This window comes from Rhizobium anhuiense (genome assembly GCF_003985145.1).
In the GTDB taxonomy this organism is placed as follows: Bacteria; Pseudomonadota; Alphaproteobacteria; order Rhizobiales; family Rhizobiaceae; genus Rhizobium; species Rhizobium anhuiense.
The window spans coordinates 983784-1008962 of the sequence record NZ_ML133521.1 but is presented as its reverse complement, the minus strand read 5'-3'; the positions used below and the strand labels follow the sequence as shown (position 1 = coordinate 1008962).

General features: G+C 61.1%; 26 protein-coding genes. 7 read left to right on the top strand and 19 right to left on the bottom strand.

What is annotated here, in order from left to right; translation table 11 throughout:
* Position 1: 1 nt before the first annotated feature.
* Positions 2-1012: a Gfo/Idh/MocA family protein gene (locus EEQ99_RS04890; RefSeq protein WP_097594815.1), complete on the bottom strand. Its 1011-nt coding sequence runs from the start codon at positions 1010-1012 to the stop codon at positions 2-4.
* A gap of 133 nt (positions 1013-1145) precedes the next feature.
* Positions 1146-1361 (bottom strand): hypothetical protein, encoded by a 216-nt coding sequence (locus EEQ99_RS34900; RefSeq protein ID WP_127430059.1) that lies wholly within the window; start codon positions 1359-1361, stop codon positions 1146-1148.
* A gap of 17 nt (positions 1362-1378) precedes the next feature.
* On the opposite strand from EEQ99_RS34900, the gene EEQ99_RS04880 reads away from it, so the two are divergent.
* Complete coding sequence (locus EEQ99_RS04880; RefSeq protein ID WP_097594816.1) at positions 1379-2539, top strand: fumarylacetoacetate hydrolase family protein; 1161 nt, start codon at positions 1379-1381, stop codon at positions 2537-2539.
* 1 nt (position 2540) lies between these two features.
* On the opposite strand, the gene scpA is transcribed toward EEQ99_RS04880, so the two are convergent.
* Complete coding sequence (scpA, locus tag EEQ99_RS04875; RefSeq protein ID WP_097594817.1) at positions 2541-4679, bottom strand: methylmalonyl-CoA mutase; 2139 nt, start codon at positions 4677-4679, stop codon at positions 2541-2543.
* A 233-nt stretch (positions 4680-4912) separates the two neighbouring features.
* Between scpA and EEQ99_RS04870 the strand changes: the two genes are divergently transcribed.
* Entirely contained in the window at positions 4913-6271 is a 1359-nt protein-coding gene (locus EEQ99_RS04870; protein ID WP_097594818.1) for an LLM class flavin-dependent oxidoreductase, read from the top strand.
* On the opposite strand, the gene EEQ99_RS04865 is transcribed toward EEQ99_RS04870, so the two are convergent.
* The 5 genes from EEQ99_RS04865 to EEQ99_RS04845 form a co-directional block, all read right to left on the bottom strand.
* Positions 6272-6925: a methionine ABC transporter permease gene (locus tag EEQ99_RS04865; protein WP_097594819.1), complete on the bottom strand. Its 654-nt coding sequence runs from the start codon at positions 6923-6925 to the stop codon at positions 6272-6274.
* The gene (locus EEQ99_RS04860) at positions 6906-7991 is read right to left on the bottom strand and encodes a methionine ABC transporter ATP-binding protein (RefSeq protein WP_097594820.1); all 1086 of its coding nucleotides are present in this window, start codon (positions 7989-7991) and stop codon (positions 6906-6908) included. Before EEQ99_RS04860 ends, EEQ99_RS04865 begins: the two co-directional genes overlap by 20 nt.
* Positions 7992-8081: 90 nt before the next feature.
* Entirely contained in the window at positions 8082-8915 is an 834-nt protein-coding gene (locus EEQ99_RS04855) for a MetQ/NlpA family lipoprotein (RefSeq protein ID WP_047613490.1), read from the bottom strand.
* Positions 8916-9158: 243 nt separating this feature from the next.
* Positions 9159-9719, bottom strand: coding sequence for an FMN reductase (gene msuE, locus EEQ99_RS04850; RefSeq protein ID WP_047613488.1), 561 nt, complete (start codon positions 9717-9719; stop codon positions 9159-9161).
* Positions 9720-9893: 174 nt separating this feature from the next.
* Positions 9894-11096, bottom strand: coding sequence for an MFS transporter (locus EEQ99_RS04845; protein ID WP_047614933.1), 1203 nt, complete (start codon positions 11094-11096; stop codon positions 9894-9896).
* A 353-nt stretch (positions 11097-11449) separates the two neighbouring features.
* Between EEQ99_RS04845 and EEQ99_RS04840 the strand changes: the two genes are divergently transcribed.
* Positions 11450-11908 (top strand): helix-turn-helix domain-containing protein, encoded by a 459-nt coding sequence (locus EEQ99_RS04840; RefSeq protein WP_047613041.1) that lies wholly within the window; start codon positions 11450-11452, stop codon positions 11906-11908.
* A gap of 40 nt (positions 11909-11948) precedes the next feature.
* On the opposite strand, the gene EEQ99_RS04835 is transcribed toward EEQ99_RS04840, so the two are convergent.
* Both EEQ99_RS04835 and EEQ99_RS04830 read right to left on the bottom strand, forming a co-directional pair.
* Positions 11949-12389 carry a DMT family transporter gene (locus EEQ99_RS04835; RefSeq protein ID WP_047613040.1) on the bottom strand — a complete coding sequence of 147 codons (441 nt, stop codon included), beginning with the start codon at positions 12387-12389 and terminating at the stop codon, positions 11949-11951.
* Positions 12386-12871 (bottom strand): DMT family transporter, encoded by a 486-nt coding sequence (locus EEQ99_RS04830; protein ID WP_063476070.1) that lies wholly within the window; start codon positions 12869-12871, stop codon positions 12386-12388. The genes EEQ99_RS04835 and EEQ99_RS04830 overlap by 4 nt, the downstream gene beginning before the upstream one ends.
* Positions 12872-13052: 181 nt before the next feature.
* On the opposite strand from EEQ99_RS04830, the gene mug reads away from it, so the two are divergent.
* From mug to EEQ99_RS04815, 3 genes are all read left to right on the top strand, one after another.
* The gene (gene mug, locus EEQ99_RS04825; protein WP_047613036.1) at positions 13053-13616 is read left to right on the top strand and encodes a G/U mismatch-specific DNA glycosylase; all 564 of its coding nucleotides are present in this window, start codon (positions 13053-13055) and stop codon (positions 13614-13616) included.
* 81 nt (positions 13617-13697) lie between these two features.
* On the top strand, positions 13698-14543 hold the full coding sequence (locus tag EEQ99_RS04820) for a pirin family protein (RefSeq protein WP_047613487.1): 846 nt from the start codon (positions 13698-13700) through the stop codon (positions 14541-14543).
* Positions 14544-14603: 60 nt separating this feature from the next.
* A complete protein-coding gene (locus tag EEQ99_RS04815; protein ID WP_047613034.1) occupies positions 14604-14822 on the top strand; it encodes a hypothetical protein in 219 nt (72 codons plus the stop codon).
* 12 nt (positions 14823-14834) lie between these two features.
* Here the strand turns inward: EEQ99_RS04815 and EEQ99_RS04810 are convergent, their stop codons facing one another.
* The 6 genes from EEQ99_RS04810 to EEQ99_RS04785 form a co-directional block, all read right to left on the bottom strand.
* Positions 14835-15971: an NAD(P)/FAD-dependent oxidoreductase gene (locus tag EEQ99_RS04810; protein ID WP_097594822.1), complete on the bottom strand. Its 1137-nt coding sequence runs from the start codon at positions 15969-15971 to the stop codon at positions 14835-14837.
* Positions 15964-17460 (bottom strand): M81 family metallopeptidase, encoded by a 1497-nt coding sequence (locus tag EEQ99_RS04805; RefSeq protein WP_097594823.1) that lies wholly within the window; start codon positions 17458-17460, stop codon positions 15964-15966. The genes EEQ99_RS04810 and EEQ99_RS04805 overlap by 8 nt, the downstream gene beginning before the upstream one ends.
* Before the next feature lies 1 nt (position 17461).
* Entirely contained in the window at positions 17462-18427 is a 966-nt protein-coding gene (gene speB, locus EEQ99_RS04800; protein WP_097594824.1) for an agmatinase, read from the bottom strand.
* A gap of 1 nt (position 18428) precedes the next feature.
* On the bottom strand, positions 18429-19118 hold the full coding sequence (locus tag EEQ99_RS04795) for an ABC transporter permease (protein ID WP_047613028.1): 690 nt from the start codon (positions 19116-19118) through the stop codon (positions 18429-18431).
* 3 nt (positions 19119-19121) lie between these two features.
* Complete coding sequence (locus EEQ99_RS04790; RefSeq protein WP_047613026.1) at positions 19122-19832, bottom strand: ABC transporter permease; 711 nt, start codon at positions 19830-19832, stop codon at positions 19122-19124.
* Between the two features lie 71 nt (positions 19833-19903).
* Complete coding sequence (locus EEQ99_RS04785) at positions 19904-20692, bottom strand: transporter substrate-binding domain-containing protein (protein WP_047613024.1); 789 nt, start codon at positions 20690-20692, stop codon at positions 19904-19906.
* 125 nt (positions 20693-20817) lie between these two features.
* Between EEQ99_RS04785 and EEQ99_RS04780 the strand changes: the two genes are divergently transcribed.
* Positions 20818-21735 carry a LysR family transcriptional regulator gene (locus tag EEQ99_RS04780; RefSeq protein WP_049809800.1) on the top strand — a complete coding sequence of 306 codons (918 nt, stop codon included), beginning with the start codon at positions 20818-20820 and terminating at the stop codon, positions 21733-21735.
* 102 nt (positions 21736-21837) lie between these two features.
* Here the strand turns inward: EEQ99_RS04780 and EEQ99_RS04775 are convergent, their stop codons facing one another.
* The 3 genes from EEQ99_RS04775 to EEQ99_RS04765 form a co-directional block, all read right to left on the bottom strand.
* A complete protein-coding gene (locus tag EEQ99_RS04775) occupies positions 21838-22371 on the bottom strand; it encodes a GNAT family N-acetyltransferase (RefSeq protein ID WP_025554435.1) in 534 nt (177 codons plus the stop codon).
* Between the two features lie 19 nt (positions 22372-22390).
* Complete coding sequence (locus tag EEQ99_RS04770; protein ID WP_025554437.1) at positions 22391-23209, bottom strand: bifunctional allantoicase/(S)-ureidoglycine aminohydrolase; 819 nt, start codon at positions 23207-23209, stop codon at positions 22391-22393.
* A gap of 124 nt (positions 23210-23333) precedes the next feature.
* Positions 23334-25169 (bottom strand): ABC transporter ATP-binding protein, encoded by a 1836-nt coding sequence (locus EEQ99_RS04765; RefSeq protein WP_025554438.1) that lies wholly within the window; start codon positions 25167-25169, stop codon positions 23334-23336.
* Positions 25170-25179 lie beyond the last annotated feature (10 nt).

Here is a 25179-nt window from a genome sequence, read left to right as displayed (position 1 = left end):
CTCAGCGAGCGCCGATGCGCGCGGCTTTCGTCTGGGCTTCGAGCGAAAGACGGCAGACTTCGAAAACGTGATCCTGCGTCATCGCCGTCTGCGTGCGGTTGCCGACGTCGGTGGTGAAAGCGTCGAAATAATCGAGCTTTTCGCCGCTGCAATCGATATGGGTCATTTCCTTGCCGTTGACCAGGAAGAGATGATCCTTGCCCGGCCGGCCGGCAATATCGATATATTTGCGCAGCTCGATATAGCCTTCAGTGCCGAGAATGGTCAGGCGCCCGTCACCCCAGGTCGGCAGCGCCTCCGGCGTGAACCAGTCGACGCGGACATAACCCGCCGCCTTGTCGGAACGCAGAAGCACCTCGCCGAAATCCTCGAAGGCCGGCTTGTCGGGCATGCCGAAATTGCCGATCGAGCTGGCGATGACCTCGCCCGTGGTCGAGCCTGTATAGAACAGGAACTGGTCGACCTGGTGTGACGCGATATCGACGATGATGCCGCCGAAGGCTTCCGGATCGAAGAACCAGTTCGGCCGCGTCGGCAGTTGCAGCCGGTGGGGACCGACACCGAGCGTCTGGATGACCTTGCCGATCGCACCGTCGGCGACGAGCTTGCCGGCCTTGACGGCGGAGCGCACGCAATGGCGCTCGGAAAAGCAGATCGAGAAGATCTTGCCGGTCTCGGCGACGGTGCGCTTGATGTCCTCAAGCTGGGCGAAGGTCGTCACACCAGGCTTGTCGGTCATCACGTCCTTGCCCGATCTCATCGCGCGGATGGCAAGCCCGGCACGATCGCGCGGGATCGCTGAAATGCAGATGACATCGATCGACGGATCGTCGAACAGCTTTTCCCGGTCGATCTGCGGCGCATCGGGATAGGTCTTCTCGAAGGCCTCGCGCAATGCCGGCACCGAAGTCTGCGGGCAATAGCCGACGAACTCGCCGCCAGAGGCAAGCAATCCCTTCACATGATCGAACGTATGCCCATGGTCGATTCCGACGACGGCAAATCTCAACATCGCTGTAATATCCTCCCGGGATTCTCTGAGCGCCGGCTGACGCCAGCAGCCTCCATGTCGGGCAAAACAGATAACGAAAGCCGGCTCCTGTCAAGGCGAGATGAGGGGAAAAATCGCCGCACCATGTATTTAACTATTTGAAATAAAAGATGTATTTTGTATCTAAATAGTTATTTTGCGGGCTTTTGCGATTGGATTTACGGGAAAGACCACCGCTTGAGCCGATCGGGCAAAAGTCTTTTTCCCCAGTGCATCTTGCCCCGCCTTCATGAATGTGATCGATTTCGGCGGTCGCCGGGTCGGAGGGCGGCAACACCCCGCAATTCTCAAAAGAGCGCTTCTCGCTCACCTTGACGGAAGATCACCATGTCTCAAGCTCTTCTCGATGTCGCCGCTTCGGATGGTCTTTTCGTCGGCCGCGTCTGGAATCCCGACGTTGCCGGACCGAGCATTGTGACATCACGCGAGGGCGTGCTGGTCGACATCACCTCGCGCGAGGCGCCGACACTGAGCGCTCTCTTCGAGCGGCAGGACGCCGCCGGCTTCGTCCGCGCCGCAAGTGGCAAGGCGGTCGGTTCAGTGGAGCAGATCGTCGCCAACAGCACCGGCAAGCCGGACGAAGCGCGTCCCTATCTCCTGGCGCCCGTCGACCTGCAGGCCGTCAAGGCCTGCGGCGTCACCTTCGCCCAGTCGATGATCGAGCGCGTCATCGAGGAGAAGGCTGCCGGCAATCCGGAACGTGCCGCCGCCATCCGCGAACGTGTCAGCACGCTGATCGGCGGCAGCCTCACCAATCTGAAGGCGGGTTCGCCGGAGGCTGCCAAGGTCAAGCAGGCGCTGATCGACGAGGGCATGTGGTCGCAATATCTCGAAGTCGGCATCGGGCCGGATGCCGAAGTCTTCACCAAGGCCCCGGTGCTTTCCTCGGTCGGCTGGGGTGCGGATGTCGGCCTGCATCCGATCTCGACCTGGAACAATCCGGAGCCGGAAATCGTGCTCGCGGTCAATAGCCGCGGCGAAATCAAGGGCGCGACGCTCGGCAACGACGTCAATCTGCGCGACGTCGAGGGCCGCTCGGCACTGTTGCTCGGTAAAGCCAAGGACAACAATGCCTCCTGCTCGATCGGTCCTTTCATCCGCCTGTTCGATGCCGGCTACAGCCTGGATGATGTTCGCAAGGCCGAACTCGATCTGAAGGTCACCGGCCGGGACGGCTTCGTGCTGCGCGGCAAGAGTTCGATGTCGCAGATCAGCCGCGATCCGACCGATCTCGTTAAACAGACGGTCGGCGCGCATCACCAATATCCTGACGGCTTCATGCTTTTCCTCGGCACGCTGTTTGCGCCGACGCAGGATCGCGACGCGCCGAAGCAGGGCTTCACCCACAAGATCGGCGATGTCGTCGAGATTTCCTCGGCAGGGCTCGGCGCGCTTGTCAACACCGTTCGGCTCTCCACCGAATGCCCGCCCTGGACCTTCGGCATTTCGGCGCTGATGAGTAACCTCGCAAAGCGTGGATTGCTGTAAGCTACTGGTTTCGCCGCTTGCCCTCTAACAGGTCGAGAACGGAGTTTGCCGCCTCGAGAACGTTCGTGCCGGGCCCGAACACGGCTGCAACGCCGTGTTCGTGCAGGAAGTCATAGTCCTGCCGCGGGATGACACCGCCGCAGACGACGATGATATCGCCACCGCCCTTTTCCCTCAGCCTGTCGATCAGCTGCGGCAGCAGGGTCCTGTGGCCGGCCGCCAATGACGAGACGCCGACGACATTGACCTTTTCGCTGAGTGCGACGCCGGCGGCTTCGTCAGGGGTCTGGAACAGGGGACCGGCGAGCACATCGAAGCCGATGTCGCCGAAGGCCGAGGCGATCACCTTGGCGCCCCGATCGTGCCCGTCCTGGCCGAGCTTGGCGACCATGATTTTCGGCCGGCGGCCCATCGCTTCCGTCACCTCAGTCATGCGGGTCCGCAAGACGGCGAGTTCCGGTTCGTCGCTATAGGCCTCGCCGTAGACGCCTTTGATGACATTAGGGATCGCGGCATGATCGCCGAAGGCATCGCGCATCGCGTCCGATATCTCGCCGACCGTGGCACGAGCCCGGGCCGCCTCGATGGCGGCTTCCAGCAGGTTGCCCTTGCCGGTCCGGGCGATCTCCGCCAGGGCGGCCAGCGTCTCGCGCACGGCCCCGCCATCGCGGCGCCGTTTGGTTTCCTCGATCCGTTTGATCTGCGCGATCCGCACCGCACTGTTGTCGATCTCCAGAATGTCGATCGGCTGTTCGTTGTCGAGCCTGTAGCGGTTGACGCCGACGATGACCTCTTCGCCCTTGTCGACGGCCGCCTGGCGGCGCGCGGCCGCTTCCTCGATCAGCCGTTTCGGCAGGCCGTCATTGACGGCCTTGGTCATGCCGCCGAGCGCCTCCACCTCCTCGATCAGCGCCCAGGCCTTGTCGGCAAGCTCCTTCGTCAGGCTTTCGACGTAATAGGAGCCGGCGAGCGGATCGACCACCTTGGTGACGCCGGTCTCATGCTGGAGGATGAGCTGCGTGTTGCGGGCGATGCGGGCGGAAAATTCCGTCGGCAGCGCGATCGCCTCGTCGAAGGAATTGGTGTGCAGCGACTGCGTGCCGCCAAGCACGGCCGACATCGCCTCGAAGGCGGTGCGAATGATGTTGTTATAGGGGTCCTGTTCCTGCAGCGAGACGCCCGACGTCTGGCAATGGGTGCGCAGCATCAGCGAGGAAGTCTTCTTCGGCTGGAACTCTTCCATGATGCGGGTCCAGAGCAGCCGGGCGGCGCGAAGTTTGGCCGCCTCCATGAAGAAATTCATGCCGATCGCAAAGAAGAAGGAGAGCCTTCCGGCGAAATCGTCGACATTGAGACCCTTGGCGATCGCCGCCCTGACATATTCGCGGCCATCGGCAAGCGTGAAGGCGAGTTCCTGCACCAGCGTCGCGCCGGCCTCCTGCATGTGATAGCCGGAGATCGAGATCGAATTGAACTTCGGCATCTCCCTTGCGGTATATTCGATGATGTCGGCAACGATCCGCATGGAGGGTTCTGGCGGATAGATATAGGTGTTGCGGACCATGAACTCCTTGAGGATGTCGTTCTGAATGGTGCCGGAGAGCTCGGCCCGCGGCACCCCCTGCTCTTCGCCGGCCACGATGAAGGAGGCGAGGATCGGAATGACGGCGCCGTTCATGGTCATCGACACCGACATTTCTCCGAGCGGAATGCCGTCGAACAGGATTTTCATGTCCTCGACGCTGTCGATTGCCACACCTGCCTTGCCGACATCGCCTTCGACGCGGGGATGGTCGCTGTCGTAACCGCGATGGGTGGCAAGATCGAAGGCGACCGACAGGCCCTTCTGGCCGGCTGTCAGATTGCGGCGATAGAAGGCGTTCGATTCTTCTGCCGTCGAGAAGCCGGCATATTGGCGGATCGTCCAGGGCCGGCCGGCATACATCGTCGCGCGTGGGCCGCGGGTGAAAGGCGAAAAACCGGGAAGCGAGCCGAGATGCTCGGCACCGTCCAGATCCTCGGACGTATAGAGCGGCTTGACGGCGATGCCTTCCGGCGTCTGCCAGGTCAGCGTTTCAGGTGAAGCGCGCAGATCCTTTTGCGCAAGCTCCGCCCAATCCGACAGCGTCTTCTTCGTCATGCGTTTCCTCCGGCTTTTTTCATCCCAACCCTACCATTTCACAGGCTCTTCGTGCGATAGAGCCCGAACAGGATGATTTTGGGCCGAGCCGGCCTAAAATCTGAATCCTGTTCTACATTATATAGTTAGAGCATGATGTCGTGCGAAAACCGCACGCACTTTTCGGCATCATGCTCTAGGATAATTAATGCGGCAAATCCTTGATTTCTATTGCCGGTTTTGGGACCCGCCTCATGAAGACCATGCAGATCTATGCCTTTGACATGAACTGCGTCGGGCATATCAACCACGGCCTGTGGACGCATCCGCGCGACGGCTCAGCGCATTATACCGATCTCGACTATTGGACGGAGTTTGCCAAGACCGCCGAACGCGGCAAGCTGGACGGCATCTTCCTTGCCGATATTGTCGGCGTCTATGACATCTTCAGAGGAAGCCCGGCGCCGGTGATCACGACGGCGGCGCAGATCCCGGTCAATGATCCGCTCATTCCGATTTCGGCGATGGCCTATGTCACCAAACATCTGGGTTTTGGCGTCACCGTCAACACCACCTATGAGCCACCCTTCCTGCTGGCGCGGCGCATGTCGACGCTCGATCATCTGACCAAGGGACGGATCGGCTGGAACATCGTCACCGGTTATCTCGATAGTGCTGCCCGCAGCATGGGTTTCGACAGGCTGCCGGAACATGACGCGCGTTACGACGCAGCCGAGGAATATCTCGAGATCGTTTACAAGCTCTGGGAAGGCAGCTGGGATGACGATGCGGTGCTGCGCGACAAGGTGGGCGGCATCTATGCCGATCCCTCCAAAGTGCGCACTGTCCGTCATGACGGTCAATATTACCGGATGGAGGGCATCCATCTCTCCGAACCTTCTCCACAGCGCACGCCCCTGCTCTTCCAGGCCGGCGCCTCCGCACGCGGCCAGGACTTTGCCGCCCGGCACGCCGAATGCGTCTTCCTCGCCGGCTCAAACCCCAGGGCGATGCGGCCGACGGTGGATGCGCTGCGGGCGAAGGCCGAGGAATTCGGCCGCGGCGCCGACGCACTGAAGATCCTGAGCCTGATCACTGTTGTCGTCGGGCGGACGGAGAAGGAAGCACGGGACAGGCTGGAGGAGTATCGCCGCCATGCGAGCGTCGAGGCCTCGCTTGCGCATTACTCCGCCTCCGTAGGCATCGATTTTTCGAAATATGGGCTCGATGACGTCATCGATCAAAGCTCGACGAACGCCAATCAGTCGGCGCTTGCGGCCATCACGAAACAGGCGGCGAAGCCGGTGACGCTGCGCGACATCATCGACCAGATGATACTCGGCAGCCGGATGAAGCCGGTGGTGGGTTCGCCCGAGCAAATCGCCGATCATCTCGAGGCATGGATCGAGGAGGGCGGCATAGACGGCTTCAATCTGGCGCGGACCGTGGCGCCGGAAAGCCTGCGCGATTTCGTCGACCTGGTGGTGCCGGTGCTGCAGGAGCGCGGTCTCTTCAAGGCGGACTACGTGGAAGGACCTTTGCGGCAGAAGCTTTTCGGCGGCGGGGACGGCAGGTTGCCCGCCGCGCATCCCGCAGCCCAGTTCCGGCACTGACTATCGATGGTCCAGCTTGGCGACCAGCCGGTCGCCAAGCCACTGAATGCCGCAGACGAGGACGATGAGGACGGCCACCACCGCGATCATCACATTGGTTTCGAAGCGCTGATAGCCATAGCGGATGGCGAGATCGCCGAGACCGCCGGCGCCGATCGCGCCCGCCATCGCCGAGGCGCCGATCAGCGTCACCAGCGTGACGGTGAAGCCGGCGACGATGCCCGGCAAAGCTTCGGGCACCAGCACCTCACGGATGATCGTCCAGCGATTGCCGCCCATGGCGCGGACGGCATCGATCAGCCCGCGGTCGACCTCGCGCAACGACACTTCGGCGATGCGAGCGTAATAGGGCGTTGCGGCGATGGCGAGCGGCACGATGGCCGCCCAGGTGCCGAGCGCCGTGCCGACGATCAGCCGCGTCAGCGGGATCAGCGCCACCAGCAGGATGATGAAGGGCACCGAGCGGAAGCCGTTGATGATCCCACCGAGCACGCGATTGATCCACAGATTTTCGGCGATGCCGCCGCGCGCCGTCGCCACCAGGGCAAGGCCGAGCGGCAGGCCGGCGACGAGCGAGATCATTCCCGAGGCGACGGTCATCAGGACCGTCTCCCAAAGGGAGCGAAGAAGCAGTTCAAGCATGATCGGTGTCATAACCAAGCACCTCCACCCGGGCGGACCGGGCCGTCAGGAATTGTTCGACCTTTCCGGCAAGCGCGGGGTCGCGCATGGGAACGGCGATGAAGAACCGCGCCACCGGCTGGTTCTGGATGTGGTCGATGCCACCATGGACGAGGCGGAAGGAATGCGGCAGCGCCGCCGAGAGTTCGGCAAACAGCGCGCCCTGCGCCTGCGGCCCGGCGAGATCAACGCTGAGGATCGCCTCGCTCCCCGTCGTTGCCGACAGCCGACCGGCGATGTGATCCGGAAGCTGCGGGCGGATACCGCCGAGCAGGCTCCCGGTGATGTCAGCCTGCGGATTGGCGAAGACCGACCAGACCTGCCCTTCCTCCACGATCCGCCCGGCGTCGATGACTGCGACGCGATCGGCAATGCCGCGCACCACTTCCATCTCATGCGTGATCAGCAGAATGGTCAGCCCGAGCTTACGGTTGATATCCCTCAACAGCGCCAGGATCGACCGGGTCGTTTCCGGATCGAGTGCCGACGTCGCCTCGTCGGACAAAAGCAGTGCCGGGCGGGCCGCAAGCGCCCGAGCGATGCCGACGCGTTGTTTCTGCCCGCCGGAGAGCGATGAGGGATAGGCTTTCGCCTTGTCGGCAAGCCCGACCAGATCGAGCAGCTCATGCGCCCGTTTCAAGCGCTCGTTCTTTGCAACACCCTCGATCTTCAGCGGCAGCGCGACATTTTCCTCGACGGTCTTGGCGGAAAGCAGGTTGAAATGCTGGAAGATCATGCCGATGCGGCGGCGCAGCGGCTGCAGTTCCTGTTCTGAAAGTCCGGTGATTTCTCGGCCTTCGATGAGAATCTCGCCGCTATCGGCGCGCTCCAGGCCGTTGAGGCAACGGATCAGCGTCGATTTGCCGGCGCCGCTGCGGCCGATGATGCCGAGGATCTCACCTCTCTTCACCGTCAGCGAAATACCGTCGAGTGCTGCCGTGGTTCCGAACCGCCGCTTCACATTGGCAAGCCTCACCACGTCTTCGGCCGCCGCTTGCGGCTGTGTCTCGATCGCCGTGGTAGAAACAAAGGAATTCATGTGCTTTTCCTTACAAACACTGAAGGCGGCCCGGGCAAGGAACGCCTGGACCGCCTCTCGGCAGGGCTTAACCCCCCGCCCCGCTTCGGATCAATAGGCGCTGAGACCCGTTCCCTTGTAAACCTTGTCGAACTCGGCCTTGACGGTCTCGTTCTGATAGGAAGAGACAAGCGTCTTGACCCACTCGGCATCCTTATTGTCGGCCTTGACGGCAATGAAGTTGCGATATGGATTGTCGGCAATCGGCTCCTGCGCAATGCGCTCGGCCGGCGAAAGGCCGCTCTTCAGCGCCCAGTCGGTATTGACGACACCGGCATCCAGATCGTCGATCGAGCGGCCGACGATACCCGCGTCGAGTTCCTTGATTTCGATCTTCTTCGGATTGTCGGTGACGTCGGCGACAGTTGCGAGAATGCCGGTGCCGTCCTTCAGCTTGATCAGGCCTTCGTTCTGGAGAACGCGCAAAGCGCGGCCTTCGTTGGAGGGATCGTTCGGCACGCCGATGACGGCACCTTCCGGGATCTCGGCGACGGACTTGTACTTCTTGGTGTAGAGGCCGATCGGCCAGACGCCGGTATAACCGACGCGAGCGATGTGGTAGCCGTGCTGCTTGATCTGGTTGTCGAGATAGGGCTGGTGCTGGAAGGCGTTGGCGTCGATTTCGCCGCGCTCCAGTGCTTCATTCGGCTGCGTATAATCGTTGAAGGTGATCGTCTCGATCTTCAGGCCTTTCTTGGCCGCCTCGCTGGTGACGACGCGCCAGACGTCTTCATCCTCGCCGGCCATGATGCCGACCTTGATCGACTTGTCCTCGGCAAAGGAAGGAGCTGGTGCTGCAAAGGTGAAGAGCGCGGCAGCGGAAACGGCGACAAGAGCCGCCCGGCGCGAAAGGTGGAAGTCGTGAAGATTTTTATTCTTGGTCATTTTATATCCCGTCTGACTGAGTGAGGCCATGCGCCCCGACCAGGCCGATCATGGCAAATGCGCGCATCGGTAGCGAAGCACGATTGTCCGATGTGGAGGAAAGGTCGGAAAAACTCTTGCCCTGCCATTGGTATCGGCAGGATAAATTTCCATCAAATTTGTGGATTATGACGACGTGAGAAGGGTGGTCCAAAAACGAAAACGGCGCCTCCGCGGCGCCGTTTCAAGCCTATCCCTAACTCTTCATTCGGCGGCGATAAGCGCCTGATTCCGGCTGGGAAAGAAGGCCGAGAGCTCACCGATAACCTCCCCGATCCGCTTGGAAAGCGGTTCGGATGAGACACGGTAATCGGTGAAGTCACGGTCGGACGCGTAAACGGCGGTCGGCAGCGTGTGAGACATGAAGAAACCGAAGAGCGGACGGAGCTGGTGCTCGACCATCAGCGCATGCCGGTCGCCGCCGCCGGTCGCAGTGATGATGATCGGCTTGGCGCGCAGCTCATGCGGGTCGATCAGGTCGATCAGATGCTTGAAGAGGCCGGGATAGCTGCCCTTGTACGTTGGCGCTCCGATGACCAGCACGTCGGCATTGACGATGTCGTCTATGACCTCCTTGGCACGGCTGTCGAGATCGTCACGCCGCAGCGCCTGGCCAAGTGAGGGGCCGACATCGGTCAGGTCGTAGATGGTGTTGTCGAAGCCGTATTTCTCGCCGGCGAGGCCGGCAACGTTTTCGACGAGCGCGAAGGTCTTCGAGGGGCGGTTGAAGCTACCCGCAAGGCCGACCAGTTTGTGAGCAGACATGCCATTTCCTTCCAATATCGTGCCGAAACCGATGTCATTCTCCAACGAATATTATCTATAAAAATAGTGGATTAAAGGAATGGTGATCCCTCTTCCCCATATGAGGAGAAAAATACGTTCGTGCCTGTCGCGATAGCGACGTGTGAACCGCATGATGCGTCGAGCCGGAATACTCTAGGCCGATTTCTGCTTGGGTATGCGCGGAAGGAAGACCGTCAGGAGACCGAGCAGCGGCAGGTAGGAGCAGATCCGGTAGACGAAATCGATGCCGTGGGTATCGGCGAAATCGCCGAGCAGCGCAGCACCAAGCCCCCCCGCCCCGAAGGCGAAGCCGAAGAAGACGCCGGCAATCAGCCCGACGCGCCCGGGCACCAGTTCCTGCGCGAAGACGACGATCGCCGAGAAGGCCGAAGCGAAGATCAGGCCGATGACGATGCTGAGCACGCCCGTCCAGAGGAGATTCGCATAAGGAAGCAGGAGCGCGAAGGGAATGACGCCCAGGATCGAGAACCAGATGACGAACCGCGCACCGAAGCGATCGCCGATCGGCCCACCGAGGAATGTGCCGACGGCGACCGAGCCGAGGAACAGGAAGAGCATCAGCTGTGCCTGCTGCACGCTGAGCTCGAACTTGTCGATGACATAGAAGGTAAAGTAGCTCGACACGCTCGCCATGTAGACATTCTTCGTCGCCGTCAGCAGCACGAGGATCAGCAGCGCCCAGACGACCCTGTTCTGCGGCAGCGGCAGGGCCCGGCTCACCGCCGGTTTGCTGGCATTCTGACGTCGGTGGCTCATGTACCAGGTGCCCACCCAGCTCAGCACGACCATGCCGACCATGGCGATGGCGGCAAACCAGGAGACGCTGTGTTGCCCGAGCGGCAGCACGATGAAGGCGGCGAGCAGTGGACCGATCGCCTGGCCGGCATTGCCGCCGACCTGGAAGAAGGACTGCGCGAAACCGTGGCGACCGCCGGAGGCCAGACGGGCGACGCGCGAGGATTCCGGATGGAAGACGGCTGAGCCAAACCCGATCAGGCTTGCGGCAACCAGCAGCAGCGCGAAACTGCCGGCGTTGCCGAGCAGGATGAGGCCGCAGAAGGTGCTCGCCATGCCGACCGGCAGCGAATAGGGCATCGGCCAGCGGTCGGTGACAATGCCGACCAGCGGCTGCAACAGCGAAGCGGTGACCTGGAACGTCATGGTGAGGAGGCCGATCTGCACAAAATCGAGATCGTAATTCGCCTTGAACAGCGGATAGAGCGAGGCGAGCAGCGATTGCATGATGTCGTTCAGCATGTGGCAGAAGCTGACCGCCATGAGGATAGACATCGTTGTTTTTTCGAAACGGGGCGCGCCTTCGGCAACCGTTGCCATCAATATTCCTCCTGCACAGGCCGGTCGGTGCCGTGCCGCGTCTTTTTTCGATGGATTTTAGGCGATCGGGGCTGGGAAGACTATCGAGCGGCGGTCGCTGAATTGCATTTAGCGTAAGCTGGGCGGCAATCACAGCCCAGTTTTATCGGGATTGGTACGGCTTTTGTTTGATTTGCCCTTTTGTCGACCGATTCCAGCGTGGCTTTATGTCTTTCCGGACGGGGGCTTTCATATCACAGTCAGTCGCGATCATCGCATATTGGGTACGCTATATGAAAACAACCATGGAAAACCGAAGCGGGGAATACTACAGCTGCGCCGATTGAAAATGCGATCGAGGCTGAAAACACGCGATGAATGTCAAGACACCGAATGCAATAGACAGCTATGTCGGAGCGCGCATAAGAATGCGTCGGCAGTTGCTCGGGATGAGCCAGGAACGGCTTGCCGAGCAGATCGGCGTAACCTTTCAGCAGGTTCAGAAATACGAGAAGGGCATCAACCGCATCGGCGCGAGCCGCCTGCAGCGGATCGCCGATGTGCTCCACACCTCGGTAAGTTTCTTTTTCGAACAGGAGAATTCCGAGCCGTTGACGCTGCAAGGGCTGGATCTGTCGGCGAATTCCGATCCGGTCGCCGAATTCCTGCGAACGAAGGAAGGATTGGTGCTGAATCGCGCCTTTCTGAAGATCGCCGACCGCAATATCCGCGAAACGGTCATCGCATTGGTGAAGGCGATGGCGCAGGCAGAAAGTCACGGTGTGACATTGGGCGCCTCCATAGCGGACGTCACTCTTCCGCTCGGAGAATAGCTGGGCATATCGGCAGGCAATAACCGCATGAAGCGCTTGGTTATTGCGAGCCGTCGCCTTTGCGTCGCCTCCGGCTGACCATCATGCCGCCGACGATGAGGACGATTCCGGTCGCGTTCGCCCAAAACGACGTTGGAACGGCGCTGATATAATCAAGCGCCACCCCTGTCACCATCTGGCCACCGATGATCAGCAGAGCCGAATTGACCGCGCCTATGCGCGCAATCGCCCAACTGCCCGCCGCCACAAAAACAACACCGATGGAGCCGCCCAGATAGGCATACCAAGGCGCCTCGGCGGCGCCTGCAGGAAGCAGGCCCCCGACGAAGAGACCGAGGCATGTGAGAACGGCAAAGCCTATGGCATGATTCCAGAAGGATGCGATCAGCGGCGTGGTGGATATGCTCAACCGCCCATTGAGCTGGCGGCTGAGACCGACGAGCGCGCCGCCGAGGCACGCCAGGAGAATGAATAGTGTCACGCCGCACCTCGTCCAAACAGGATGATGAGCGCACCCCCGGTGACGACCAGGCCGAGTGCTACGATGTCTCGCATATCTGGACGCCGCTTCGGCAGACCGAACAGTCCCCAACTGTCGGCCGCAACGCTGAAGGCGACCTGGCCTGCCAAACCCAAGGCCAAGGTGCCGGAGAGCCCGAGCGGCGAGTTGACCGCGGTCGAGGTCAGAATGACCGTTGCCGCGCCGGATATCCCACCGAAGTAAGCCCACCAAGGCGCGTTGGGGGCTTTTCCCACCGTCGGCCTGCGCCGGCGGTGGACCAGCAAGAGAAGAATGACGGCTGCGATGATGCCTGTGCCATGAGCGGTCCAGGAGGAGAACAGGGGATTGCCATAATGGGCCAATTCCCCGTTGAAGTGCACCATGAACGTCAGGAGCCCACCCGTGGCAAAAGCACCGATGAAATAGATGGGATGCGAATTACGCGCTGCTTCGGTGGTCATTGCGGATCCTGTCAAAGAATCGATTGCGCCCGATATTTTTCAAATTGCCACTAAGGCCATTCATCGGCATTTTCAGCAAGATGATTAGCACCGTGTGTCTCTCGGATCGGCCCTCCTTGATGGCGCTGATGAAGCTCGTTTCGATCGACGCGACCCATTTAATCCGAACAATGGTTTTACAATGCCAGATGCCACGTCCGAGGACCTCGATGGTCCAGACGACCCTGCAATACCACGGACCGGATTGTCGGAAATCCTCGCGCCCGGCCTTTCCGTGGTTTTCTGCGGATTGAATCCGGCTCTGTCCGCAGTTCGCGACGGACATAATTTCTCGAACCCGAGCAACCGTTTTTGGCGGGTCTTGCATCTGGCTGGATTTACGCCGCGCTTGCTGCGAGCAGATGAAGAGCGCGCGTTGCTGCAATATGGCTGTGGCCTGACGTCCGCGGTTTCACGCCCGACGAAAAGCGCAGGCGAGCTTAAGAAGCAGGATTACCTCAGCGCAGCACCTGCTCTGGAAAGCAAGATACGAACGTTTGCGCCGGCCAATCTGGCCTTTCTTGGAAAGGCTGCATATGCGGCAATCAGTCTTCGAGCCAATGTCGAATGGGGTCGGCAAGCCGAGGAATTTGCCGGCGCCGTCGTCTGGTTGTTGCCAAATCCGAGTGGCCTCAACAGAGCCTTCACCTTGACGACATTGACCGAACGCTATCTCGAGCTGAGAGCGACGCTCAAGCCATCATAATGCCTGGACGAATGCGCTGACGCGCCCTTCCAGCAGATGGCTAATGGCCTAGTGTCATCATTGCCTTGCATGGAGGATGAGATGCTGCTCAAGGGCGAACGAACCTTCGTGGTGCGGGATGCGGGAGGTTTCGTCGCGCACGTCAACATGCCGGGCTGGTTGACGCCGAAGCCGACCGATCACGGCCATGGCCCCCTCGCCATGATCGTAGAATCCATCCTCGATCCCGGTCGCCTGATCGCGATGCATGAGCATAGAAATGACGAGATCATTTCCTGGGTGCCCGAAGGCGTCATGCGTCACGACGACAAGGCTGCAGGCCGACTGGTGATCGACCGCGACCATCTCATGGTGATGAATGCCGGAGCAAGCTTTTGGCATTCCGAAGAAACGCTGGCATCCGATCCGCCTCTGCGGATGCTGCAAATCCTCATTCGCCCTCGCGCCATCGACCTCGAACCGAAGGTCCAACACGGACCGGTGCCAGTTGCCGCGGCAAACACCTGGCGACACCTGGTCGGGCCGGAAGCGGAGGGCGCGCCCTTCTATGTCCGCAGCACGATCGACGTCTTCGATATGCGGCTGGACGCGGGCGCAAGGGTGGAATTTCCGCGCAAGCAAGGCCGAGACCTCTATTTCTATGTCTTCAGCGGTTGTGTCGTCGCCGATAAGCAGACATTCGCCGAAGGCGAGCAGGGGCTGCATTTATTGGATGACAAGCTCGAAGTAGAGGCGCAGAGTGCAAGCATGTTGGTCGCGTTTCTGCTCGATCCGAACGCAGCGATCACCAGGCAGGGAACTGTCGGCGACCACAAGAAGATCCCACCGGCAATCCTCATTCGCGCGTTCCTGCGATGGAGGAAATTCCGCCAGATGTGGCGTCGTCATCTTTCGCATCGCCGCTCGAACACCGAAAAGGCGATATAAATGGAACAAGGATGCCCCTAACGGGTTTCGAACCTTAGCGTTCAATAGGAGGAGCATTTCATGCCTACGGTTGCCGCGACACCCATCACCCCGCCTGACCAGCATGTTGTCACAGCGCGCGAAGCCATCGAGCCGCTTTATGAGAAGCTCGAGCTGCAAACCGAATCGCTGGTCCTCGCTGCGGCGCTGGAAGCGGGCTGGCCTCCCGAGGAGGCAACCGAGGCACTGGCAGCACTCAGGCTACAGGACGCACTTTCCACCCTTGGACGAACGACTTAGCCGATAAGCCCATTATTCAAAGCGGATCGGCGAGAAAGTTTCTGCAGTGATCCCCTCCTGACGCAGGGCTGCCGGAATCGGGGTTTCCAGAAGCAGCGACGACGCGAGCGCAGCGACCGCTGGCGAACTTTGAATACCGAACCCGCCGAGCCCGGCCAGCCAAAAGAAGCCCGGCGCCCGCTTTGAGGCACCGATGACCGGCAGCCGGTCCGGTGCGAAGGTGCGCAGGCCCGCCCAACTATGGGAGATCCGATGGATTTCGAGCTTGGTGCAGTCGCTCAGATACTGCGCCGCCTGGGCGATATCCAATTCTTCCGGCCAGGCGTCATGCGGGGTGACCGGCGTCTCATCCGCCGGACTAACCAGGAGGCGGCCCGCATCCGGTTTGAAGTAGAAATCCTCGTCGATTTCGTTGATTTCGGGCATGGCCGAAACATCGTAACCCTCAACTGGCACGGTGATGGCGGTTCGGCGATAAGGCACCAGGCCGAGAGGCGTCGCGCCGAAATGGAGCGCCACGGGATCGGCCCAGCCGCCCGCCGCGTTCACCACTGTCGTGGCCAGCAGATCGGCGCCGTTCGTCTCCAGCCGCCATGCCGATCCTTCCATTCGGGCGCCCGTCACCTCGGCGTTGCGGCGCAGGTCGGCCCCGGCGTGTCGCGCCGATTTCAGATAGGACTGCAGCAGGCTGTCGACCTCGATGTCCCAGCAATCCGGGTCATAGAGCGCAGCCGCGACCCAGTCGGGGTCGAGAAACGGGACCAGCGCCAGCGCATCGGCAACCGTGAGCAATTGAAGCGGCCGGGCCATGGGCGCGCTTTTGTTGCGCTCGGCTTCGAAGATGTGATGGAGATGCCCGGCCTTCTCGGCCTGGGCAATGCAGAGGTTTCCGCGCGGCCGGATGAGCGGCAGGTCGCAGAACCCATCCGGAGGCGTCTGGAGAAATCCGGCGCTCGCCCGGATCAGCCGCCCCGCGCCTTCGGACTGGAAGCGCAGCGAGAATTCCGCCGCCGAGCGGCCGGTGGAATGATAGCCCCATGCCTCCTCCCGCTCCAGCAGCACGACCGAACGGCGATTGCCGATGGTATGTGCCAGTGCGGCGCCGACGATGCCGCCGCCGATGATGGCAATGTCAAAATGTTCAGCCATTGATTGGATCCAGTGGAAAAATTGGGCGTCGAATATTGCGGTAGTTGCGGCGGGTGAGATCCGGCGAGCATAATCCGCCGGCATCGGTCACCAGGATCTCACTTGCGAGCGGGGCGAAGGCGCCGCGGAAATGATGCATGGATTTCACCGCCAGGACCGCCTTCGCCGTCGGTTCGATGCCGAGCGCGCGGAAGATGTTGGCGTCGAGCATCTGTTGGTTTTCAGATGCGATCAGCACCTCTATCCCGCCGACCCGGAAAGAAACGGAGCGGCCGATCGTGCCGGGAAGGCCGGTGAACATCGGTCCTTCAAAAGTAAAGGCCCCATCGGAGACGGCCGCAACAGTGCCAGTGACTTCGATCGGCCCACCGCCCATGCTCGGATCCGTCTTGCCGCCGAGCAATACCGTGCATTCTGCGTCGACACCTGCGGATGCCAGCAGGTCAGCCGCCTCCGGGTCGTAGAGCACACCGAGAGCAATATTGCCCAGCCCTGCGTCAAGCAGTGCAGACAACAATGTCGTGCTGTCGCCATAGCCGCCTGAGCCCGGGTTGTCGGAGAAGTCGGCCACCACGACCGGCTTGTCGGTGGATTTGTGCGCCTTCAGCCGGGCGATACACTCCCAGAGAGGGATCGGCCGGGCCCAGTCGTCGCGGAAGTCCCATATCCGCGCGCAGATCCTGTCGGCAGTTGCTTGAGCCGTGACGGCGGAGACGATCTTTGCGTCGTAATTTACGAGAACGCTCGGGCCTGCCGCCCAGACATCGGCATCGGTGAAACCGGCGTTGACGGAGACGTTGAGGATGCCCGGCGTCATCATTTCCAGCGCTGCATCTTCCAGCAGCCGGCACATCGGCCCGTCCTGCGTCGTTCGTCCGTCGTCACAGCCGACCAGCATCGCCGGCCGGGCGATGAGCAGGCGCGGCGCCGTCTCGCCTGCCATTGCCGCATGAAGCAGCGTGCAGGCCTCGCGTCCGCGCTCACGCATGTCGACATGAGGGTAGGTCCTGAAGCTTACCGCGATATCGGCAAGCCCTGCCATTGCATCGAAGATATTGGCATGCAGATCGAGCGTCACCGCAATCGGGAGATCGGCCCCTACCACCGAACGGATGGCGGCGAGAAACTGGCTCTCTCCATCCTCGGATGTCTCGGTGACCATCGCGCCGTGGAGTGCGACGAAAATCCCGTCGATCGGCCCGGCCGTTTCAAGGCCGTGAACGACATCTGCGGTAATCGTGCGGCGCGCGGCTTCGGTGACCGTGCCGCCCGGCTGAGCATGAGCGGCAAGAATCGGCACAACCTCCCAACCCCTCGCCTCGGCCAGATCGAGGGCGCCGCCAATCTCGGAATTGGTGCCGCGCATCTTCGTGACAATCTCGACACCTTGGAAATAGCGACTGGCATGGAAGGCCTCGATCGGGGTCGAGCGAATGGTGAAGGTGTTTCCTTCGTGAGAGAATTCGATCAGAGCGACGCGAAAGCCCATCTTATACTCCTTGCCGGCCTGCCGCGCGGGCGCAGATATATTCCAGGATCAGCGAGGCGCCCAGGAGCGCTGTCACGCCGGTCGGATCATAGGGTGGCGCCACCTCGACGAGGTCCATGCCGACGAAATTGACATCCGTCGTCCGGCGCAGGATCGAAAGGATCTCGTGCGGCGCCAGTCCGTCGACGACCGGGGTGCCTGTGCCGGGAGCAAAGGCAGGATCGAGGCAGTCGATGTCGATGCTCAGATAGGTGGGCCTGTCACCCACCACTTCGCGCAGGCGAGCAAGGGCACCCTGCCAACCATGTTCGTGCAGCCAGTCACGGTAGAGCACGGTGATCGAGTCGGTATGGTCGTAATGGGTGCGGATACCGATTTGGATTGCGTGAGCGGGGTCGATCAATCCATCGCACATTGCATGATGCACGAATGTGCCATGGTCGAATTCCTTGCTCGCCTGCGTGTCACGGTGGGCGTCGAACTGGACATAGGCGAGCTTCCCGTGCCGCTCGGCATGGGCCTTCAAGGCGGTGAAAGTGGTGCTGTGATCGCCGCCCAGCATGACCGTTCCGGCCCCCTCCTCGACGATCCGGCGGGCGAATTCCACCGCGTTTTCCAGCATCTTTTGTGGCTGCCCGCGCCGGAACGGCACGTCGCCAGCGTCCACCACCGAGAGCCGGTCGAAGGGGTCGAAACCCCAGGGCCAGACCTCGCCCCAGGCCAACTGGGTCGAGGCTTCGCGTAGCGCGGACGGGCCGAAGCGTGCACCCGAGCGGCCGGAGGTCGCCAGATCGAAGGGAATGCCATAGACGACAAGATCGACGCCGGTGAAATCCAGGCTGGGACGGCGCCGAAGGAAGGTGCGGATGCCGGAATAAGGCATTTCCACATAGGTCCCGTCCGGACCGGGCGCGGTCTGGAACACACCTTCATGGCCGAAGATGCTCTGATTGGATTGTATTTTCATTTCAAACTGTTCCTGCGAAATGTAGCCATCGGTTGCGACCCTCGAGGCGGCGCCAGAGCGCTTCGATCAGGAGGACGACGGCCAGATAGTTAAGCGCCGCCACGTAGAAGACGGTGAGGTCGAAGCTCTGGGCGTAAAGGGATCGCGCCTGGCCCATGATATCGGGCACGGTGATCACGCTGACGATGGCCGAGGCCTTGAGCAGCAGCACCAGTTCATTGCCGATGGTCGGCAGCATCCGTGCCGTGGCGATCGGCAGCACGATCTTGCGGAAAATCTGCACGGTCGAAAGGCCGAGCACCCGCCCTGCCTCGATCGTCCCTCGCGGCACGGCCTGGATACCGCCGCGCAAAATTTCCGCCTGATAGGCCGCGGAATTGAGCGCGAAGGCGAGGAGGCCGCAATAGAACGCATCGCGAAAGAACCACCAAAGGCCAATATCCCGCAGTTCGCGGCTGAAGGAGCCAAGGCCATAATAGATCAGAAAAACCTGAACCAGCAGCGGCGTGCCGCGCATGAGGTAGATATATCCATAGGCCATGCCGGAGATTGTCCGGTTGCGACTGAGCCGGGCCAGTGCGAGTGGCAGCGCCAAGCTGAAGCCCATGAGCGCGCTCAGCAATGTAAGCGTAACCGTATTCTGAAGCCCTTGCGCCCATAGGGCGAGATTGTCGGTGAGAAGCGTCAGCATCTTCTAACGCCCCCTACCGCGAGGAGCCGTGCGTCGTTCCAACAGCGCCTGACCGATGCCCGAGAGCAAAGCAAGCGCGACGTAGATCAGGGCGAGCACGGTATAGAAGAAGAACGGCTTCTTGGTCGTCGAGATCGCCATATTGGTGTAACGGACGAGGTCGTTCACCGCTATGATCGAAACCAGCGACGTATCCTTCAGAAGGATCAGCCACAGATTGCCGAAAGCGGGAATGCAATGCCGCCACATCTGGGGGAGGACGACCAGGAAGAAGGCCTGTCTCCGGTGCAGGCCCAGCGATGCCGCCGCCTCTGCCTGTCCCCTGCCGACCGCCTGATAGGCGGCACGGACGACTTCGCTGCCGAGTGCGCTGAAAACGAGCGTCAGCGCCACCACGCCAGCCGCAAAGGCATTGAGTGAAATGCTGGCGTTCGGGAAAGCGAGATGCACCACCCAGTCAATGAGCACTTGGAGCTGGTAGTAGATGATGACGAGGGTCAACAGCTCGGGCAGACTGCGAAAGACTGTCGTGCTGGCGAACGCCAACCAGCGGGCTATCGGGCTGCGGGCGTTTTTGCCCCAAGCCAGCAGGAAGGATAGGACCAGGGCCAGCGGAGCGGTGGCGAAGGCGAGTGCGAGTGTTACACTCAGGCCTCGCAGCAACTCGTCTCCCCAGCCCTCGTCGCTGAATAACAGCAGTGAGATGAACTCCATCGCGAATTATCTTCCGATTGCTTGGCGGGCTGGCTGGACGCTGACTGTGTGGCGTCCAACCTGGTTGCGGACTACCTGAAGATTTCGCCGGCGAGCTTCGGTTGTGTCATGATGTCGAATTTGAAGTAGCGCGCGCGAATCTTGCCATAGGTGCCGTTGGCCTGGATCTCGGCCAGCGCGTCGTTCAGCCGCTTCAGCAGCGCCTCATCGTCCTTGCGGACGGCAATCCCGGTGCCCTTCATGCCGTCATCGCCGAAGGCCTCTCCGACGAAATCACAGCAGGCGCCGCTGTCCTTGGCGAGCCAATCCGCCAGCACGAACTGGCTGGCCAGGACCAGATCAAGCCTTTGATTGTCGAGGTCGAGCAGAGCGTCATCGAGCTTGGGATAAAGCTTCACCTCTGCTTCGGGGAAATATTGCTTGAGGATCGCGACCTCGGTCGTGCCTGATTGGGTGCCGACCACCAGCCCTTTCAAATCGGCTGGCAGCGCGTTCTTCAGTCCCGAATCCTTGGAGGCGACGAAGCGGTCGGGGTTGAAATAGTAGGGAGCAGTGAAACTGATTACCTTCGCGCGTTCAGTGGTGATCGCCATCGAGGAGAGGATGGCGTCGAATTTCTTGGCATTCAGCGCCGGGATGATCCCATCCCAATCGGTGGACACCCATTCGCACTTCACCTTCATCGCCTCGCACAGCGCGTTGCCGATGTCGATATCGAAGCCGTTCAGATTGCCGGCGCTGTCAAAATACTCGAACGGTGGGTAATAGCCCTCAGTTCCCATTCGGACGACACCGTCTTCCGCCGCCGCATTGGTCGCGGCGGCAGCGGCAATCAGGGCGAGGATTCTAAGATATCGCATGGCGGTCTCCTGTTGATGGGTGCGGGCTTTGCTCCGAGGGCGGTTCAGGATTCCGGAAGATGGTGAATATTGAAAATTCTTATTTCTTCTTCTAGAAATAAATTTCGCTTATGGAGACATGCCAGATGGTCGACTTCGTCCGGCAACTTGACTGGAACCTGCTGCACACTTTCATGATCGTGGCGCAGGAACGGAGCATGACGCGGGCCGCCGACGTGATGCACCGCACCCAGCCGGCGATCAGCCAGGGGATCAAGCGGCTTGAGGAAACGGCCGGCACTAAGCTTCTGGAACGCAGTCGTACCGGCCTGATACCAACGCCCGCGGGCGAAATGCTGCTCGAACAGGTCCGATCGATTTTCGCTACGATTTCCCGCTTGCCGGTCGGTTTCGAAGCGGCGCCGGCGGCGTTGTCCGGCAGGTTGAAGATCGCCATGATCGACCAAGTGGTGAACGAGACCTTGGATCGTGCGCTGACGTCTTTCTTCGCACGGTATCCAGGCGTGGATCTGGAAATCACAGTGAGCACCACGGCGGCCATCATCCGTGCCGTAGAACTCGGCCATTGTACCTTCGGTATCTCGGACGGGGTGATTCCGGATTTCCTGGCTTCCCGCGAGTTGATGCGAGAGAGGTTCGGCCTGTTTTGCGGCGCAATCCACCGGCTGGCTGGCCGCAGGGACCTGACCGTCGCACAACTGCGTGCCGAACCATTTATCGGCTTCACCGCAGATGTGCTCGGCGGCACGCACATGGGCGATGTCACCGCCTACCGCGCCAGCGCCTCGATCGGTCAACGGGTACGGGGTCAGTCGAGCTATGTCAGCGAGATACGGCGGATGATCGAATGCGGCCTCGGAATAGGCTTCCTGCCGCTGCATCTCGCCGAACCGTATGTCGACCAGGGAAAGTTGTGGCGCCTGCCGCCCTATCGGGACGAGCCCTGCGCATCGGCCTATGTCGTCACCAATCCGCAAATCGGGCTCTCGGTGCCCGAGACGTTGTTCCTGAAGGAGCTTTCGAAGATCGATTTCGGACTCTGAGCTATGCTTTGCAATATATCGTTACAGCCATGAATTGATCATGAATTATCGTGCTCCATGGTTGCCGCGCCGTCGTGCCGGCACGAGCCCTGATATCCGCTTTCAAATACCGTTTGGTGATCGCAGTTCGTAGAGCACGTGAGGGCGCAACGGATGCCCTTCGGCCAAATTGGGATGATCGAAGTCACCGATCCGGTTCATTCCCAATCGCCTCATCAAACCCCAGGAACTGCTGTTTGCGGGCACCGTGAAGCTGACGATGCGGTCAAGTTTCAGATCGTTGAAGGCAAAATCCAGAGACCGTTCCGCGGCCTCGCGCGCGTATCCGGCGCCGTGCCGCGACGCTGAAAGCCGCCAGCCGATTTCGACTGCCGGGGCAAACGGCAAAGCCGGCGAAACATTGTTGAGGCCGCAGAGGCCGATCAATGCGCCGCCTGCCTTCTCCTCCAGCGCCCAGAACCCCCAGCCATGATCCTCGAAGTGACGGTCGATGCGGTCGAGCATCGCATCCGACTGTTCATCTGTCAGAGGATTGAGATATCGGACGACGTCGGGTTCGGCGTTGATCGCAGCAAAGGGTTTGCGATCCTCCTGCCGCCAGGGTCTCAAGATCAGTCGTTCGCTTTCGAGCCTCATCGTCCCTCCGCGACAGATCCTACCAGAGCGTCATATGACGGTTGACGTCCTTGTAGAGCAGGTAGCGGAACCGGCCGGGCCCACCGGCGTAACATGCCTGCGGGCAGAAGGAGCGCAACCACATGAAGTCGCCGGCCTCGACCTCGACCCAATCCTGGTTCAAGCGATAGACCGCCTTGCCTTCCAGCACATAGAGACCATGCTCCATGACATGGGTTTCCATGAAGGGGATCACGGCACCCGGCTCCAACGTCACGATATTCACGTGCATGTCGTAGCGGACATCGGCCGGATCGATGAACCGGGTCGTCCCCCAGCGGCCATCGGTGTCGGGCATTGCCGAGATGGCGTGCTCGTCCTCATGCGTGAAGATCGCCGGCGGCGGTTCCAGCCCGTCGACCGCCTGAAAGGCCTTTCGAATCCAGTGGAATTTTGCCGCGGTCGAACCGTCGTTTTTCAGGCGCCAGACTGAACCTGCCGGAAGATAGGCGAACGAGCCGCTGCGAAGTGCATGGCTGACGCCGTCGAGTTCCACCGTGATGTCGCCCTCGACGACGAACAGAACCGCTTCGGCCCGCTTGTCGGGCTCCGGCCGATCGCTTCCGCCGCCCGGCTGGACCTCCATCACATATTGCGAAAAGGTCTCGGAGAAGCCGGAGAGCGGCCGGGAGAGAACCCATGCCCGCGTCCCCGTCCAATGGGGAAGGACGCTGGTGACGATGTCGGTCATGACGCTGCGCGGAATGACTGCATAGGCTGTGGTGAAGACGGCCTTGCTGGAAAGCAGCTCGGTTTGCGGCGGCAGTCCGCCGAGTTTGGAATAATAATCTCTGTTCATCGGTCCAGGCTTCGCGGCTTTTGATTGTGCATCTGCTTTATGCGCCGTTGCCGCGTTAGGCAACTCCCAATGGGTCGAGCGGCGCCCTCCGAGCTCGGGGCTCGAAAAGCGCGGGTGCTATAACCTACCGATCGGCCATCACCAGATGTCCCGGTCCGACCTCGCGATAGGAGGCGTTCGCCGGCTGATAGTCGACCGGGCGCATCGGGCTCTTGATCTCGTCATTCGCCACCATCCGCTTTTCATGGCGGCGGTCGGGATCGGGCACGGGCACCGCCGCAATGAGCTTTTTCGTATATGGATGCTGCGGATTTTCAAAGACCGCGGCCCGTGGGCCGATCTCGACGATCTCGCCGAGATACATCACCGCCACCCGGTGGCTGACGCGTTCGACGACCGCCATGTCGTGCGAGATGAACAGGAAGGCGAGGTTCAGGCTCTGCTGCAAATCGAGCATCAGGTTGATGACCTGCGCCTTGATCGAGACGTCGAGCGCCGAGACGCTTTCGTCGGCGACGATGACCTTCGGCCGCAAGGCGAGCGCGCGGGCGATGCAGATGCGCTGGCGTTGGCCGCCGGAAAACTCATGCGGATAACGCGCGGCCATATCCGCCGACAGACCGACCTTCATCAGCAGATCAGCGACGACGTCCTTTGCCTGTTTCGCATTGCCCATCTTATGTTCGAGGTAGGGTTCGGCGATCGCAGCACCGACTGTCATGCGCGGATTGAGGCTGGCAAAGGGATCCTGGAAGATCATCTGCACGGATTTGCGCATCTCGCGCAGATCCTTTTTGTCGAGGCCGAGCACCTCCCTGCCCTCGACGAGAACGGAACCGGCCTGCGGTTCGATGAGACGCATGATGGCGCGGCCGGTCGTCGATTTGCCGCAGCCGGATTCGCCGACGAGCGACAGCGTCTCGCCGGCATGAAGATCGAAGGAGACGTTTTCGACCGCGTGCACCCGGCTGGTCAACCGGCCGAACAGGCCGGTATGAATGTCGAAGCGCTTGGTGAGGTTCTTCACCTCAAGGACCGGCATTGCAGCGACGGTATCGGCGGCCTCGGCGGGAACGTCCGATTCTCCCGTTGCCGTGTTGACCACCGGAAAGCGCAGGGGCCTTTGCCTGCCTTGCATCGAGCCAAGCACCGGCACGGCGGATAGCAGCGCCCGGGTATAGGGGTGTTTGCCGCGGTGGAAGATATCGGCGGTGGCGCCGCTTTCGACTTGCTCGCCGCGATACATCACCACCGTCCTGTCGGCGATCTCGGCGACGACGCCCATGTCATGGGTGATGAACAGAACCGAGGTCCCCTCCTCGTCCTGCAGCATCTTGATGAGATCGAGGATCTGGCCCTGGATCGTCACGTCGAGCGCCGTCGTCGGCTCGTCGGCGATCAACAGTTTCGGCCGGCTGGCGAGCGCCATGGCGATCATCACCCGCTGGCGCATGCCGCCGGAGAAACGATGCGGATATTCGCCGAAGCGCGAGGCGGCCGAGGGAATGCGGACCTTTTCCAGCAGCCGGATGGTCTCGGCTTTGGCGTCCGCCTTGCTCATATCGGAATGGCAGAGCAGCGCCTCGGAAATCTGATCGCCGATGGTGAAAAGCGGATTGAGCGATGTCATCGGCTCCTGGAAGATCATCGCCACCTCATTGCCGCGCACCTGCCGCATGGCATTTTCCGGCAATGCCAGCAGGTCACGTCCGCCGAGCATGACCCGGCCCTCGACGCGGCTCGTCTCCGCCTGCAGCAGCCGCATGATCGAGAGCGAGGTGACGCTCTTGCCCGAGCCGGATTCGCCGACGATCGCCACCGTCTCACCCGGCGCCACGGTGAAGGAGACGTCGCGCACGACCGGTTTCCAGACGCCATCCACCAGAAAGGACGTCGTCAGCCTGTCGACGGCAAGAACGTCGGTCGTCGTCTGGATCGGTTGCGCTTGGACGTTGGCCATGTCTGCTCCT